This is a genomic window from Lactococcus formosensis, assembly GCF_037892375.1.
GTDB lineage: Bacteria > Bacillota > Bacilli > Lactobacillales > Streptococcaceae > Lactococcus > Lactococcus formosensis.
In genome coordinates this window covers 343,415-359,576 of the sequence record NZ_CP141721.1, presented here as the reverse complement: position 1 = coordinate 359,576, position 16,162 = coordinate 343,415, and the positions used below count along the sequence as shown (strand labels likewise).

Below are 16,162 nucleotides of genomic sequence, written 5' to 3'. Positions count from 1 at the left end.
GCCGTTAAGGTAGACTCTATGATCAAATATAATATCCGTGGTGAAAATTTTGAGTTAACAGATTCAATCCGCTCATATGTTGAAGATAAGGTTGGAAAACTTGAAAAATACTTTAACGATGGTCATGAAGTAACAGCCTATGTAAATCTTAAAGTTTACTCCGACAAACGTTACAAAGCAGAAGTTACCGTTCCTGCTAAAAATGTAACTTTGCGTGCAGAAGATACAGCAGCTGACATGTACGCAGCTATTGACTTTGTTGAAGAAAAACTAGAACGTCAAATTCGCAAGTATAAGACTCGTGTAAACCGTAAATCTAAGATTAATGTTCCTACTGGACAAGCTTTCGGAGACGAGTTTGCACCACTTGATGAAGCTGAAGAAGTAAATGAAGATCAAGTAAAGATCGTCCGTACAAAGCATGTTTCCTTGAAACCGATGGACGCTGAAGAAGCAGTCCTTCAGATGGACATGTTAGGACATGATTTCTATATCTTTACAGATGCAGATACAGATAGTACTAATGTCGTTTACCGTCGTGAAGATGGCAACATTGGTTTAATCGAAACCAAATAAGATTTAAGTACAGAAACTGTATCAAGAAAAAAGTCAAGCAAAAAAGCTTGGCTTTTTTTGTTATCTCTGTACTTCTGTGACATTTTACATCTGTAATCGTTTACCATAAATATAACAGTTTAACTTAAAATTCAAACTGTACTAGTAAAGAAAGTGCAAACATTCCCATATATCCCTTGAAATTAGTAAACTGTATGATATAATAAAAGCGTAATCTGAAACAGAAAGACCAAAGGAGATTTTCTACATGAAAACAGAAACTAAAGAAATCTTTGAGCAAGCCTGGGAAGGTTTCAAAGGATCAGACTGGCAAGATAAAGCAAGCGTTACGCGCTTTGTTCAAGCCAACTACAAACCTTATGATGGAGACGAAAGTTTCCTCGAAGGACCAACAGAACGTACGCTTAAAGTAAAAGATATCATCGAAACAACAAAAGCGCACTATGAAGAGGTAGGATTCCCATTCGATACAGATCGTGTGACTTCTATTCACAAAATTCCTGCTGGTTATATCGATCCTGAAAACAAAGATCTTGAATTAATCTACGGTATGCAAAACAGCGAACTTTTCCGTTTGAACTTCATGCCAAAAGGTGGTCTTCGTGTAGCAGAAAAAATCTTGACAGAACACGGACTCAGCGTTGATCCTGAATTGCACGAAGTGTTGGATACAACAATGACTTCTGTAAATGATGGTATCTTCCGTGCTTATACATCAGCTATCCGTAAAGCACGTCACGCACACACAGTAACTGGTTTGCCAGATGCTTATTCACGTGGACGTATCATCGGTGTTTACGCACGTCTTGCGCTTTATGGTGCAGACTACTTGATGAAAGAAAAAGCACGCGAATGGGATGCAATCACTGAAATCACAGAAGAAACTATCCGTCTTAAAGAAGAAATCAATATGCAATACCAAGCACTTGATCAAGTTGCTAAATTTGGTGATCTTTATGGACTTGACGTTCGTCGTCCAGCCTTGAACACTAAAGAAGCTATCCAATGGATCAATATTGCTTACATGGCTGTATGTCGTGTTATCAACGGTGCGGCAACTTCACTTGGACGTGTGCCAATCGTTCTTGATATCTTTGCTGAACGTGACCTCGAACGTGGTACATTCACTGAACAAGAAATTCAAGAATTCGTTGATGATTTCGTACTGAAACTCCGTACAATGAAATTCGCGCGTGCTGCTGCTTATGATGAACTTTACTCTGGTAACCCAACTTTCATCACAACATCTATGGCTGGTATGGGTAATGACGGTCGTCACCGTGTTACAAAAATGGACTACCGTTTCCTTAACACATTGGATACAATCGGTAACGCTCCAGAACCAAACTTGACAGTACTTTGGTCTGACAAATTGCCACATGCCTTCAAACGCTATGCAATGTCAATGTCTCATAAACACTCTTCTATCCAATACGAAGGTGTAGAAACAATGGCTAAAGAAGGCTACGGCGAAATGTCTTGTATCTCATGTTGTGTATCACCACTTGATCCAGAAAATGAAAACGAACGTCACAACCTCCAATACTTCGGAGCGCGTGTTAACGTTCTGAAAGCAATGCTTACTGGTTTGAACGGTGGATATGACGATGTTCATAAAGACTACAAAGTGTTCGACATCGAACCTGTAACTGACGAAGTTCTTGACTATGATACAGTTATGGAAAACTTTGACAAATCATTGACTTGGTTGACTGATACTTATGTGGATGCAATGAACATCATCCACTATATGACTGATAAATACAACTATGAAGCTGTACAAATGGCCTTCTTGCCAACACGTGTTCGTGCGAACATGGGCTTCGGTATCTGTGGTTTTGCCAATACAGTTGACTCACTTTCAGCAATCAAATATGCAAAAGTTAAAACAATTCGTGATGAAAATGGTTACATCTATGACTACGAAGTTGAAGGCGACTTCCCACGTTACGGTGAAGATGATGACCGTGTAGACGATATCGCTAAACTTTTGATGAAGATGTACTACGAAAAACTCGCTTCACACAAACTTTACAAAAATGCTGAAGCTACAGTTTCACTCTTGACAATCACTTCAAACGTGGCTTACTCTAAACAAACAGGTAACTCACCAGTTCATAAAGGTGTATTCCTCAATGAAGATGGTTCAGTGAACAAATCTAAAGTAGAATTCTTCTCACCAGGTGCTAACCCATCAAACAAAGCGCGCGGTGGATGGCTCCAAAACTTGAATTCTTTGGCGAAACTTGAATTTGCTCATGCAAATGATGGTATTTCATTGACAACTCAAGTTTCACCACGTGCACTTGGTAAAACACGTGACGAACAAGTAGATAACTTGGTTCAAATCCTTGACGGCTACTTCGGACAAGGTGGACAACACGTTAACCTTAACGTTATGGACCTTAAAGACGTTTACAGCAAAATTATGGCTGGCGAAGACGTTATCGTACGTATCTCTGGTTACTGTGTAAACACTAAATACCTCACACCAGAACAAAAACAAGAATTGACTGAACGTGTGTTCCACGAAGTTCTTTCACAAGATGATGATGAAGTAATGCACACATCTAATATCTAATGAAATGCAGAAACAATCTATCCTTAGGATGGGTTGTTTTTTTCTTGCTCTTATATTAAAAGCCGTATTTTTGATTTTTGTCATAAAGTGAACTGTATGTATCGTCTAAACCGTAAGTCAAATTGTTACGAATTGTTTCCCAATTTACCTTCCTATTTGACTTTTGTTATAATCACTCTATACAGAACAACACGAAAAAATTGACCGCTCTAACGGCCAGCGTGTCTTAGTTCTCTGTAGATGGTTTAATTGGAGACAATGGACGCTCTAAGCTTGTAAAAACTATCGAAGAGGAATTTGAGAATCTGCTTTAGCTGGCAGAATGATAGGGTAAAAACGTATGAATTGATGTGCTTTACATCTAATATCATGCGTTTTTTTGCTAGGAAGAAAAATCGTGTTCGTTTTGCAAGGTCGTAATTACTGAATATTGTGTCACGAGTTGTGCTATAATAAAGCTATGAAGAAAGTAATCGGTTTGACAGGTGGAATAGCTTCTGGGAAATCAACGGCGGTTGATTTTTTGCGTTCTCAGGGCTATCCGATCATTGATGCGGACCAAGTGGTTCGTGAATTACAAGCCCCAGGCGGCTCCTTATATCAGGCAATTCTACAAGAATTTGGCCCTGCGTACTTTGATGATAAAGGACTTTTGATTCGGCGGAAATTGGGCGACTTGATTTTCTCAGATGATGAAGCGCGAGAAAAACTAGCATCACTCCAAAATCATATTATTCGCCAAGAACTCTATAAGAGACGTGAAGCACTTTTGGAGGATGATAGGGTTCAAAAGGCGATAATTATGGATATTCCTTTACTCATCGAGCAAGCTTATGATGGCTTTGATGAGATATGGCTCGTCGCTGCTCCAGAAAGTATCCAAATTGAGCGTATCATGAGCAGAGATAACATGACCAGAGAAGAGGCGGAAGCGCGTATCAAAGCGCAGATGCCTTTGTCAGAAAAGAAGAAGTATGCAACACGTATTATTGACAGTTCAGGAACAATTCTTGAAACGTATGAAAAAATCAAAGAATTGTTAAAAGCAGTAGAAAAGAGGGATTAAAACGAGTAAATCAACAAAAGAAAGAAAAGTTAATTGGAAACAAAATTTGTGGATCACATGGATTGGCTGTTTTATTGTAGGCTCATCTTTTTCACTTGTAATGCCATTTTTGCCCCTTTATATTCAAAGTCTAGGGGTGACGGGCTCAAATGTAGAGCTGTTTTCTGGTATTGCTTTTGCTTCAACAGCTTTAGTCTCAGGATTAGTTGCTCCTATGTGGGGAAAATTGGCGGATAAATACGGCCGAAAACCAATGATGGTGAGGGCTTCTTTTGCCATGACCTTTACCATGTCTGCAATTGCTTTTTCACACCAAATGGGTGGCTATTGGTGGCTTTTACTTATGCGAAGTCTCATGGGCTTCTTTTCAGGATTTATCCCTAACTCGACAGCAATGATTGCTTCTCAAGCGCCTAAAGAACGCTCGGGTTATGCTCTAGGTGTCCTATCCACCGCGATGATTACAGGGACTTTGATTGGACCTTCTATCGGTGGTTTATTGGCGCAGTGGTTCGGGATGGCAAACGTCTTCCTTATCGTTGGAAGCTTACTTGCTCTGGCAACGATTTTGACAGTCTTTTTTGTTCATGAAAACTTTGAACCGGTGGCAAAAGATAAAATGTTGTCTACAAAAGAAATTGTCAACCGCGTAAGTAATAAGCAAATTCTTTTTGGCTTATTGGTGACTAGCTTTATTATCCAAGTAACGACACAATCAATAGAACCTTTTGTTACGCTCTATATCAAAACATTAACAACAAGTACTAATAATTTAATGTTTATCTCAGGGCTTATTGTCTCTGCTGTTGGTTTGTCTGCCATGATGTCTTCAAGTACGTTAGGGAAATTGGGAGATAAATACGGCGCTCATCGGTTGATTTTAATCGGTTTAGCCTTTAGTTTCGCTATGTATTTACCGATGGCTTTTGTAAAAACACCTCTCCAATTAGGACTCTTAAGATTTATGCTGGGATTCGGTACAGGAGCTTTGATGCCATCAGTTAATTCTCTTTTAGCAAAAATTACGCCTAAAGAAGGTGTGTCACGGATTTTCGCCTATAACCAAATGTTTTCTAACTTTGGCGTTGTCGTAGGTCCGATAGTTGGCTCAGCAATTGCAGGTTGGATTTCTTATCGCATGGCGTTTATTGTGACAAGTCTTTTCGTGGTTGTTAATTTCTTCTGGTCCCTAGTCAATTTCCGAAAATATCTAAGAAAACGGAGCATCGTAGAATGAGAGTGAAAATAACTTTAGCTTGCACAAGTTGTAAGAGCAAAAACTATATTAGTAGTAAAAATAAAAGCAGCAATCCTGATAAAGTTGAAACAATGAAATTTTGTCCTAAAGAGCGTAGGGTTACATTACACCGAGAAGTTTAAGTGTTAGAACGAATTTTTCATTTGAGAATAACCATTTATTTTTAAAATAATTGCACATCTGTAAAAATGAATCTGAAAAAATGGTATAATAAAAAATGTTAAAAAATAATAGAAATGAAATGATAACTTAAAATGAAAGACGGATTGAAGAAAGCAAACTTCCTGAACTATTCCATTTTGATCCCCTACCTGATAATGTCAGCCGTAGGTATCGTTATGGTTTTTTCAGCAACGGTCCCATATCAGCTGGCAAAGGGACTCTCACCTTATAAAATGGCAATCAACCAAGGCGCATTCATGTTGCTCAGTTTTGTTGCGATTGCTGTGATTTACCGAATGAAGCTCCGTGCATTTAAGAGTAAAAAAATGATTGGTTGGGTTCTGGGTCTTTTGGTTTTAGCCATGCTTTATTCACGCTTTGGACCAAACACTTCAGCCAATGGTGCTCACGGTTGGATTCCTATCCCAGGTGTAGGTACAATTCAACCTGCTGAATACGCAAAGTTTTTCGTTGTATGGTATCTGGCTTCTGTCTTTTCTGAAAAACAGGATGAAATATATGAAAAAGATATCGCAGCAATTTTCAAAGGTAAAACCCTTGGGCAAAAACTATTTGGTGGATGGCGCTTTTCGATTTTATTGATGTTAGGTATTCTGGTCATTATGCCAGATTTGGGTAATGCATCGATTATGGCGATGATTACAGGAGTGATGATTGCTTCTAGTGGAATCTCATGGCGTTGGTTTAGTGGGTACGGTAAGATGATTTTGGGAGCAATGATTGCTTTTATCGTCTATCTTTATGCTGTAGATGGGGATGTTATCCCTGGACACTATGTCAACGCACGTTTTAAAGCAATGGTTAATCCTTTCGAAGGCTTGTCAACATATGGCCACCAAATGGCAAACTCATATTACGCTGTCAGTAACGGTGGATGGTTCGGGCGTGGTCTTGGGAATTCTATTGAGAAAAATGGCTTTCTGCCCGAAGCGCATACGGACTTTATCTTCTCGATTGTTATAGAGGAGCTGGGACTAATTGGAGGAATTATCGTTCTGGGCGTATTGTTCTTTATGATTGTGCGTATCTTAATGGTCGGTATCCGTGCAAAAAATGCATTTAATTCGATGATCTGTATCGGGATTGGTTCAACCCTCCTGATTTCAGTATTTATTAATATTGGTGGGGCATTTGGAATTATTCCTGAAACAGGGGTAACATTCCCGTTCCTATCACAAGGAGGGTCATCTTTCCTTGTGTTATCACTGGGAATTGCTTTTGTACTCAACATTTCCGCAGATGAGAAGCGTAGAGAAGTCAGAGAGCTTTCAAGTACGTATGCTAGAAATGTTTAATATTAAATGCTAAAGTTAAGAAAAAGCTAATCAAATTAGCTTTTTTTATAAAGTTTGTATGTTGTGAAAATTCGTAATTTGGTTGCTGATGCTTTCTAATACTCAATGTCTCTATTTGGCTGAAGCGAAAAGAGCATTGAATTATAAGGTATCGTCAACCATATTACACAACATATTAGGGAATAAAGATAGGGGATTGTATGAAAAAACTGCTCGTTGCCAACCGTGGTGAAATTGCCATTCGTGTTTTTCGTGCCTGTAATGAACTTGGTTTGTCCACTGTGGCCATCTATGCAAAAGAAGATGAGTACTCTGTACACCGTTTCAAAGCAGATGAGGCATATTTAGTCGGACAAGGTAAAAAACCGATAGATGCTTATCTTGATGTGGATGATATTATTCGCATTGCTCTAGATGCGGGAGCAGATGCAATTTACCCAGGATATGGTTTACTTTCTGAAAACTTAGAATTTGCGACTAAGGTCCGTGAAGCTGGCTTAGTTTTTGTAGGGCCAGATTTAGAACATTTGGATATTTTTGGCGACAAGATTAAAGCCAAGAAAGCAGCGGATTTAGCGCAAATTCAGGGTATACCAGGAACTGATGGCGCTGTTGATTTAGAGGGGGCTCTTGCCTTTGCTGAAACATACGGTTATCCTGTCATGATAAAAGCAGCACTCGGTGGCGGTGGACGTGGAATGCGTGTTGCACGTAATGACGAAGAAATGCGTGATGGCTATGCACGTGCGAAATCAGAAGCACAAACAGCATTTGGATCAGCAGAAATTTATGTTGAAAAATATATTGAAAACCCCAAGCATATCGAAGTGCAGATTTTAGGGGATACACACGGCAATATTGTCCATCTCCATGAACGCGATTGTTCTGTGCAACGCCGCAATCAAAAAGTTATTGAAATTGCACCAGCTGTAGGCTTAGATCCAGAATTTAGAAATGAAATCTGTCAAGCAGCTGTCCAACTCTGCCAAGCTGTGGGTTATGTTAATGCAGGGACAGTTGAGTTCTTAGTTAAAGATCATCAATTTTACTTTATCGAGGTTAACCCACGGGTTCAAGTAGAACATACGATTACAGAAATGGTTACCGGTGTCGATATTGTTACAGCACAAATTCTTATTGCGCAAGGTAAGGACTTGCACCAAGATATCAAAATCCCTGCACAGGATGAAATTCCATGTTTAGGTGCGGCAATTCAGTGCCGTATCACCACTGAAGATCCCGAAAATAATTTCCTTCCAGATACAGGAAAAATTAACACCTACCGCTCTCCAGGTGGATTTGGAGTACGTCTCGATGTAGGTAATGCTTATGCAGGGTACGAAGTGACACCTTACTTTGACAGCCTTTTAGTTAAGGTTTGTACACATGCGACAGATTTTGAAGAGGCAGTTCATAAGATGCAGCGTGTCTTGCGTGAATTCCGTATTCGTGGGGTTAAAACCAATATCCCATTTTTGGAAAATGTTATCGATGATGAGCAGTTTACCAGTGGTCAAGCAACGACAACATTTATTGACAATACGCCGCAACTCTTCAAATTTTCTCGTAAACGTAATCGCGGTACAAAGATGTTGAAATACATTTCGAATATTACCGTAAATGGTTTCCCAGGTATTGATAAAACAGAGAAGCGTTACTTTGAGCCTGCTCGTCAACCTGAAATTGAGATCACTCAGAAAAAAACAACAAAGAATATCCTTGATCAAGAAGGTGCTGCAGCTGTAGTAGACTTTGTTAAGGAATCACATGAAGTCCTACTCACAGATACAACTTTCCGTGATGCACACCAAAGTCTGTTAGCTACACGTTTACGCCTACAAGACATGAAGGGGATTGCAACATCTGTAGACCAAGGACTTTCAGACCTGTTCTCTGTGGAGATGTGGGGTGGTGCAACTTTCGATGTTGCCTATCGTTTCCTAAATGAATCACCTTGGTATCGTTTAAGAAAATTACGTGAACAGATGCCAAATACACTTTTCCAAATGCTATTCCGTGGTTCAAATGCAGTGGGTTATCAAAATTATCCTGATAATGTCATTCAAGAGTTTATTCAAAAAGCAGCAGCTGAAGGTATTGATGTTTTCCGTATTTTTGATAGTCTTAACTGGCTGCCACAAATGGAAAAGTCTATCCAAACTGTGCGTGACACAGGGAAAATTGCTGAAGCAACCATTTGTTATACTGGCGATATCTTAGATAAAACGCGTCAAAAATATGACCTGGAGTATTATAAAAATCTTGCTAAGGAACTAGAAGCTAGCGGCGCTCATATTCTTGCGATTAAGGATATGGCTGGTCTTTTGAAACCCCAAGCGGCCTATGTACTGATAACCGCACTGAAAGAGACTGTTGATTTACCGATTCATTTGCATACACATGATACGGCCGGTAACGGTATTATCACTTATTCGGGTGCGATCAAGGCAGGTGTAGATATCGTTGATGTGGCGACAGCGTCACTTGCTGGTGGAACTTCGCAACCTTCTATGCAGTCCCTCTATTATGCTCTGGAACATGGCGGACGTCATGCAGCCTTGAACATTACTAATGCAGAACAAATTGACCATTATTGGGAAGATACACGTCGATATTATGCACCTTTTGAAGCTGGGATTACAAGCCCGCAAACAGAAGTTTACAGACATGAGATGCCAGGTGGACAATATACCAATCTTAAAGCACAATCTGCTGCAGTTGGCTTAGATGCTCGTTTTGATGAAGTCAAAGCCATGTATAGCAAAGTGAACATGATGTTTGGTGACATTATTAAAGTGACACCAAGTTCGAAAGTTGTGGGTGATATGGCACTCTTTATGGTGCAAAATGATCTCACAGAAGAAGATGTTTATGCAAAAGGTTCAGAATTAAACTTCCCTGAGTCAGTTGTTTCTTTCTTCCAAGGAGATTTGGGGCAACCTGTAGGTGGTTTTCCTGAGAAACTCCAAGAGCTAGTTCTCAAAGGTAAACAAGCTTTAACGGACCGTCCAGGGCTTCACGCGCCAGCCGTTGACTTTGCACAAGTGGAAAAGGAACTTTCAGATATATTAGGTTACCCAGCTGAAGAACATGAAGTTTTAAGTTATATTATGTACCCGCAAGTTTTCTTGGATTATCAAAAAATGCAAGATGCTTTTGGCTCAGTGACTTTGCTAGATACGGAAACGTTTCTCCACGGTATGCGAATGGGTAAGCAAATCGAGGTGCAGATTGAAAAAGGTAAAACTTTGATCATTCGTCTTGATGAGATTGGTGAGCCAGATGTTTTAGGAAATCGTGTTCTCTTCTTTAACCTAAATGGTCAAAGACGTGAAATTAGTGTAAAAGATCAGTCGATAAAAACGCAAGTTGTTGCGAAACGCAAAGCTGATAGCACAGATCCTCAACAAATCGGTGCAACCATGCCAGGTTCTATTTTAGATATCCTAGTGAAAAAAGGAGATCAGGTTAAAAAAGGACAGGCTCTAATGGTTACAGAAGCGATGAAGATGGAGACAACGATTGAAGCACCGTTTGATGCAAGGATTGAAGATATCCATGTGGTAGCAGGAGAAGCTATTCAGACGAAAGACCTCCTTATCGAGATACGTGAGCAATAAAAGAAAAACGTTCAACTCTTAGGTTGGACGCTTTTTTAGATAGAACGAAAAAAACACCCAGAGAGCAGTTCTGCTCACAATCAGGTGTTTTTTTTTATTTTTATTTCAAGCTGTTGGCTTCCATGATTTCATCAATGAAACCATAGTCTAATGTTTCTTGTGCAGTCATCCAGTTATCACGTTCTGCATCGGCATGTACTTTTTCCATAGATTGACCAGAGTTTTCTGCCAAAATCTTTTCTAAAGTACGACGTGTTTTAAGCAAATGTTCCGCAGCAATAGCCATATCTGTTTGCTGTGTGCCGCCACCAGTACCTCCCATAGGTTGGTAAATCATGTATTCTGCATGTGGCAACATGAAACGTTTACCTTTTGTACCACTAGAAGCAATGATTGTACCCATAGATGCAGCGATACCCATAACGATTGTTTGAACATCAGACTTGATGAAGTTCATGGTATCTACAATCGCAAGTCCAGCAGATACAGAACCACCAGGTGTATTAATATAGAGGTAAATGTCCTTTGTGCTGTCTTGGGCATCCAAGAAGAGGAGTTGTGCGATGATTGAGTTGGCCATACCATCCTCAACTTGGCCTGTCAACATGATGATACGGTCTTTCAGTAGACGGCTGTAAATGTCATATGCGCGTTCACCACGGCTTGATTGCTCGATGACAGTAGGTACTAAATATCCCATAGATAAGTCTCCTTTTTCAATGTTTTATTCTATTATAAATCAAAGGTCAAAAAAGGTCAAAAAATAAGTACGATTAAAAAGGAGGAAATAGAGATATCTTTTAAAAGTAAAATGTTTCAAAGAAAGGAACACCTTTATCTGTCGGAGTATACTATAATAAAGGTAAGGAGATAAACAGATGAAAGTTGAACATATCGGAATTTGGGTAAGCGACCTAGAGAAGATGAAAAGATTTTATGAAACATTTTTTTCAGCAAAAGCTGGTCAAAAATATCACAACGCGAAAACAGGCTTCACCTCTTATTTTTTGCGTTTTGAAGAAGGGGCACGTATCGAGCTCATGCACCGTGCAGATATTGAAAAAGTCCTGCCAGAAGGTCTGGGACTTGCCCATCTTGCATTACAGGTGGGAGATGAGTCTGAAGTAGACAAACGTACTCAAGATTTCTTAGACCAAGGCTTCCAAGTTTTATCTGGACCGCGGAGGACTGGGGATGGTTATTATGAAGCAGTTATTCTCGATCCCGAGGGGAACAAGATTGAAATAACCGCTTAGAGATAAAAATTTTGGAGAAATGAGTTTTAAAATATTAGTCATTTTGTTATAATAATGGTATGAATTCAGAACTTATTATTTCTATGATTATTGCTATGATTGCAGGTGCTTGGCTTTTTATCGCCGGCATGTATATTTACAAACGCTATGACGAAAATCGCTATAAGAAACGCTTAGCTGTTGAGAAACTGTTACGGGAAATTGAAGTCCGAAATACTTTAAATCAAAAAATTATCGAAATCTTGAACCGCCCGATTATTGGAGATGATGAAGAAATCGTTAATCCTCGGAGTGATGTAAAAGTGCCGTTTTATGACTATAACTTTTTGAAAAATTACACTTCCATGTATAATTTGTACATCCCAGCTTATTTCTTAAGTACTTTCTTCAAAAATCTTTCTCACCACTTGGCTGTTTTCGAAGACGAGCAGGATTTGAAAAATGGAGGATATATTTTCAAGGAAGCACGTCCTATTTTTGAGAATTTTTCCGTTGAAATTACGGAAGATATTGAGAACAAGAAAAAAGAGTTGGAAGAAGCAAAGAACATTTATCCATCTATGCTAAAACGCCAGTATTACAACATTTAAATACTTTTTTTTATTCTGTCCAAGAGGACAGAATTTTTTAGAATAAAAGGAGAAAGGGTCTTTTTTTTGTCTGTCAATTGTGCTATAATAGCAAATGCTAATACCGCTAGGTATTATAAATAAGATCATGGATTGTTCCATAAATATAAAGGAGAGAGGGATGCTTACTATTTATACGGCCCCATCTTGTACGAGTTGTAAAAAAGCTAAAACTTGGCTTACTTATCACAATATTCCATTTCAAGAACGTAATCTCATTGGCGACCCACTTTCAGCAGAAGAAATAAGTCGCATTCTCGAAAAGTGCGATGATGGAGTGGAAGGGCTTATTTCTAGCCGTAATCGCTTTGTGAAAACATTGGGCGTTGATTTTGAAGACTTATCGCTTTCAGCAGCTATCAAAATCATTTCAGAAAATCCGCAAATCATGCGCCGTCCAATCATCATGGATGAGAAACGTCTACATGTGGGATACAACGAAGAAGAAATCCGTGCTTTCTTACCACGTACAGTACGTATTTTAGAAAATGGCGGCGCTCGTTTGCGTAATGCCATCTAAAATCAAATGCAATTATTATAAACACCCCGAGTGGGTGTTTTTTGCTATCTAGCTTTAGCAAAGAAAATTTTTCTTTTTAAAATAGAGCGGTTTTTCTAAGAGAAGATTTACTTTGTTTTGGGTTATAATAGAAGAATGGATATTTTTGACACGCATACACACCTCAATTCAGATGAATTCATAGGTAGAGAAAAGGAAATTATCACTCAGGCACATGAGCAAGGTGTTCACCGCATGAATATTGTCGGAGTGGATCGTAAGACAAATGATTGGGCAATGAAAATCGCTGCAGAATTTACAGAATGCTATGCCACGATTGGTTGGCATCCTGATGAATGTGGAAGCTTTGATCAAGCTGCAGAGCAGTATCTTTTAGAAAATTTGCATAAGGATAAGGTGTTAGCAGTCGGTGAGATTGGTTTAGACTACCATTGGATGGTCGAATCAAAAGAATTGCAAGAGCAAAGTTTTCGTCGTCAGATTCAAATTTCGAAAGAAGCAAATGTTCCGTTTGTGGTACACACGCGTGATGCTTTAGCTGATACTTATAAGATTATAAAGTCAGAAGGTGTCGGCCCTCGTGGAGGAATCATGCATAGCTTTTCTGGGACTTATGCAGAAGCACAACAGTTTATGGAGCTTGGTCTGATGCTTTCTTTCTCGGGTGTTGTGACATTCAAAAAGGCTCTCGATGTTCAAGAAGCAGCTGCTAAGTTACCTTTAGACCGTATTCTTGTTGAAACTGATGCCCCTTATCTTTCGCCAGTGCCTTATCGAGGTAAGGAGAATCAGCCAGGTTATACACGTTACACAGCAGAAAAAATCGCGGAACTCCGTGGAATTAGCTTGGAAGAAGTTGCTGAGCAAACCTATGCGAATGCACTGAAAGTGTTTGGTCTGTCCTCATGAAAGAAAAAATCGAAAAAGTCATCGTCGTTGAAGGACGAGATGATACAAGAAACCTGAAACATTTTTATGATTTGGACACCTACGAAACTGGAGGAAGCAGTATAGACGAGACCGATATCGAGCGGTTAAAGGTCCTTCAAGAGAAACGTGGACTTGTTGTTTTTACGGACCCAGATTTTCAAGGGGAGCGCATCCGTAAGATTATTATGCAAGCTATTCCCGAGGCGCAGCATGCTTTTTTGAAGCGAGAAGAAGCACGTCCTAAAGGGAAAGGTTCTCTCGGAGTAGAGCATGCAAAATATGAAGACTTGAAAAAAGCTTTAGGGCATTTGACAGGAGGTAAAAATATCGAGCCGACTGTCACGCAAGCAGATCTTATCGCTTTTGGTCTTATTCTTTGCTCAGACAGCCGCCAACGTCGTGAATATCTCTGTGAAGAACTTCGGATAGGTTATGCTAATGGCAAACAAATCCTCAAAAGACTCAATATGTTTGGAATTGAGCTCCAACAAATAGAAGAAATAATGAAGGGCTATAAATGAAAAAAGCACTTGAAATAAAAAATTTAAGAAAAGTCTATGATTCTGGCACAGAAGCCTTAAAAGGTATTGATTTAGCGGTTGAAGAAGGGGATTTTTATGCTTTACTTGGTCCTAATGGAGCAGGGAAATCAACAACTATTGGTATCATTACTTCGTTAGTGAATAAAACGTCTGGAACAGTTAAAGTTTTTGACTACGATATTGATAAAAATCTGGTACAGGCCAAACAACAACTCGGACTTGTGCCGCAAGAGTTTAACTTCAATCAGTTTGAAACAGTTCAACAAATCTTAGTCAATCAGGCAGGATACTATGGTGTGCCTCGTAAGGAAGCACTCAAGCGTTCTGAAAAATATCTCACGCAGTTGGAGCTTTGGGAAAAGCGTAATGACCGTGCCGGACGTCTTTCTGGTGGGATGAAACGTCGCTTGATGATTGCGCGTGCTTTGATGCACGAACCTAAGCTCTTGATTTTGGATGAGCCGACAGCGGGTGTTGATATTGATGTGCGCCGCTCAATGTGGGAATTTCTCGCACAGCTCAATGCCTCAGGCACAACGATTATTCTGACAACGCACTACTTGGAAGAAGCTGAAATGCTTTGCCGAAATATTGGAATTATCCAGTCTGGACAAGTGATTGAAGATACAAGTATGAAAAACCTATTATCAAAATTACAATCGGAAACATTTATTCTTGATATTAAAGCTGAAGGACAAACGCCAGAACTTGCTGGATACGAGATGAACTTGGTGGACCCACAGACCTTGGAGCTTAAGATTGAACGCAATCAGGGCATCAATGCTGCTTTTGAGCAACTGACTGCCCAAGGCATTCAAGTTCTTTCCATGCGCAATAAATCAAATCGTCTAGAAGAGCTTTTTGTTAAGCTTACTCATGAGGAGGAAAAAAATGTTTAAACTCTACTGGACCGCAGGAAAATCTCTTGCTATTAAGGAAGTCACACGTTTTATGCGTATTTGGGTGCAAACTCTTGTTCCACCAGTGATTACGACAACACTTTATTTTATTATCTTTGGTAAAATGATTGGTTCACGAATTGGTGATATGCACGGATTTTCTTATATGCAATTTATCGTGCCTGGTCTCATCATGATGTCTGTTATCACCAGCTCTTACGCCAATGTTTCTTCAAGTTTCTTTTCGCAAAAATTCCAAAAAAATATTGAAGAACTGCTTGTTGCCCCAGTACCAACGCATGTGATTATTTTAGGGTTTGTAGCTGGCGGAAGTCTTCGAGGTATTTTTGTCGGAACATTGGTGACGATCATTTCGCTACTCTTTGTTCCTTTAGTCGTGAAATCTTGGCTCGTGATTATTGTAACTTTATTGTTGACAGCATTTCTCTTTTCATTGGCTGGGCTTCTTAACGGTGTCTTTGCGCGTTCTTTTGATGATGTCTCAATCGTGCCAACATTTGTTTTGCAGCCTTTGACTTATCTTGGTGGCGTCTTCTACGCTATCTCTATGTTGCCACCGATCTGGCAGGATATCTCTAAAGTCAATCCTATCGTCTATATGATTTCGGGCTTTCGTTATGGTTTTTTAGGCGTCCAAGATGTGGCACTTTGGATTAGCTTACTTGTGCTACTTGGTTTTGTCATTGTGCTCTATGCAATTTGTTATTACTTTATCGAGCGTGGCCGTGGTTTGAGGTCTTGAAAATTAAAAAGAAGCTAGTTCTTGAAAGCTAGCTTCTTTTTAGT

15 protein-coding genes are annotated in these 16,162 nt (G+C 39.5%); 14 read left to right on the top strand and 1 reads right to left on the bottom strand.

Annotated features, from left to right (window positions below; translation table 11 throughout):
- The first annotated feature begins 18 nt into the window (after positions 1 to 18).
- The 7 genes from hpf to VNN39_RS01705 all read left to right on the top strand — a co-directional run bounded on the left by hpf (position 19) and on the right by VNN39_RS01705 (position 10,579).
- A complete protein-coding gene (gene hpf, locus VNN39_RS01735; protein WP_003134010.1) occupies positions 19 to 576 on the top strand; it encodes a ribosome hibernation-promoting factor, HPF/YfiA family in 558 nt (185 codons plus the stop codon).
- Between the two features lie 247 nt (positions 577 to 823).
- The gene (pflB, locus tag VNN39_RS01730; RefSeq protein WP_338997756.1) at positions 824 to 3,157 is read left to right on the top strand and encodes a formate C-acetyltransferase; all 2,334 of its coding nucleotides are present in this window, start codon (positions 824 to 826) and stop codon (positions 3,155 to 3,157) included.
- Between the two features lie 460 nt (positions 3,158 to 3,617).
- A complete protein-coding gene (gene coaE, locus VNN39_RS01725; protein ID WP_338997755.1) occupies positions 3,618 to 4,223 on the top strand; it encodes a dephospho-CoA kinase in 606 nt (201 codons plus the stop codon).
- A 46-nt stretch (positions 4,224 to 4,269) separates the two neighbouring features.
- The gene (locus tag VNN39_RS01720) at positions 4,270 to 5,460 is read left to right on the top strand and encodes a multidrug efflux MFS transporter (RefSeq protein ID WP_096368655.1); all 1,191 of its coding nucleotides are present in this window, start codon (positions 4,270 to 4,272) and stop codon (positions 5,458 to 5,460) included.
- The gene (rpmG, locus tag VNN39_RS01715; protein ID WP_165713136.1) at positions 5,457 to 5,603 is read left to right on the top strand and encodes a 50S ribosomal protein L33; all 147 of its coding nucleotides are present in this window, start codon (positions 5,457 to 5,459) and stop codon (positions 5,601 to 5,603) included. The genes VNN39_RS01720 and rpmG overlap by 4 nt, the downstream gene beginning before the upstream one ends.
- A gap of 132 nt (positions 5,604 to 5,735) precedes the next feature.
- Positions 5,736 to 6,959, top strand: a complete 1,224-nt coding sequence (locus tag VNN39_RS01710) for an FtsW/RodA/SpoVE family cell cycle protein (RefSeq protein ID WP_165711446.1) — start codon at positions 5,736 to 5,738, stop codon at positions 6,957 to 6,959.
- Positions 6,960 to 7,159: 200 nt separating this feature from the next.
- Positions 7,160 to 10,579, top strand: a complete 3,420-nt coding sequence (locus VNN39_RS01705; protein WP_339007177.1) for a pyruvate carboxylase — start codon at positions 7,160 to 7,162, stop codon at positions 10,577 to 10,579.
- Positions 10,580 to 10,679: 100 nt separating this feature from the next.
- Here the strand turns inward: VNN39_RS01705 and VNN39_RS01700 are convergent, their stop codons facing one another.
- A complete protein-coding gene (locus tag VNN39_RS01700; RefSeq protein ID WP_338997753.1) occupies positions 10,680 to 11,279 on the bottom strand; it encodes an ATP-dependent Clp protease proteolytic subunit in 600 nt (199 codons plus the stop codon).
- 178 nt (positions 11,280 to 11,457) lie between these two features.
- Between VNN39_RS01700 and VNN39_RS01695 the strand changes: the two genes are divergently transcribed.
- From VNN39_RS01695 to VNN39_RS01665, 7 genes are all read left to right on the top strand, one after another.
- A complete protein-coding gene (locus VNN39_RS01695) occupies positions 11,458 to 11,835 on the top strand; it encodes a VOC family protein (protein ID WP_017368813.1) in 378 nt (125 codons plus the stop codon).
- Positions 11,836 to 11,894: 59 nt separating this feature from the next.
- Positions 11,895 to 12,425, top strand: coding sequence for a hypothetical protein (locus VNN39_RS01690; RefSeq protein ID WP_017368814.1), 531 nt, complete (start codon positions 11,895 to 11,897; stop codon positions 12,423 to 12,425).
- Positions 12,426 to 12,585: 160 nt separating this feature from the next.
- Complete coding sequence (gene spx, locus VNN39_RS01685) at positions 12,586 to 12,984, top strand: transcriptional regulator Spx (protein ID WP_003134024.1); 399 nt, start codon at positions 12,586 to 12,588, stop codon at positions 12,982 to 12,984.
- A 135-nt stretch (positions 12,985 to 13,119) separates the two neighbouring features.
- Entirely contained in the window at positions 13,120 to 13,893 is a 774-nt protein-coding gene (locus tag VNN39_RS01680) for a TatD family hydrolase (RefSeq protein WP_338997752.1), read from the top strand.
- Positions 13,890 to 14,435: a ribonuclease M5 gene (gene rnmV, locus VNN39_RS01675; RefSeq protein ID WP_338997751.1), complete on the top strand. Its 546-nt coding sequence runs from the start codon at positions 13,890 to 13,892 to the stop codon at positions 14,433 to 14,435. Before VNN39_RS01680 ends, rnmV begins: the two co-directional genes overlap by 4 nt.
- Positions 14,432 to 15,355, top strand: a complete 924-nt coding sequence (locus VNN39_RS01670; RefSeq protein ID WP_017368817.1) for an ABC transporter ATP-binding protein — start codon at positions 14,432 to 14,434, stop codon at positions 15,353 to 15,355. The genes rnmV and VNN39_RS01670 overlap by 4 nt, the downstream gene beginning before the upstream one ends.
- Entirely contained in the window at positions 15,348 to 16,118 is a 771-nt protein-coding gene (locus VNN39_RS01665) for an ABC transporter permease (protein WP_003134031.1), read from the top strand. The genes VNN39_RS01670 and VNN39_RS01665 overlap by 8 nt, the downstream gene beginning before the upstream one ends.
- The last annotated feature ends 44 nt before the right edge of the window (positions 16,119 to 16,162 follow it).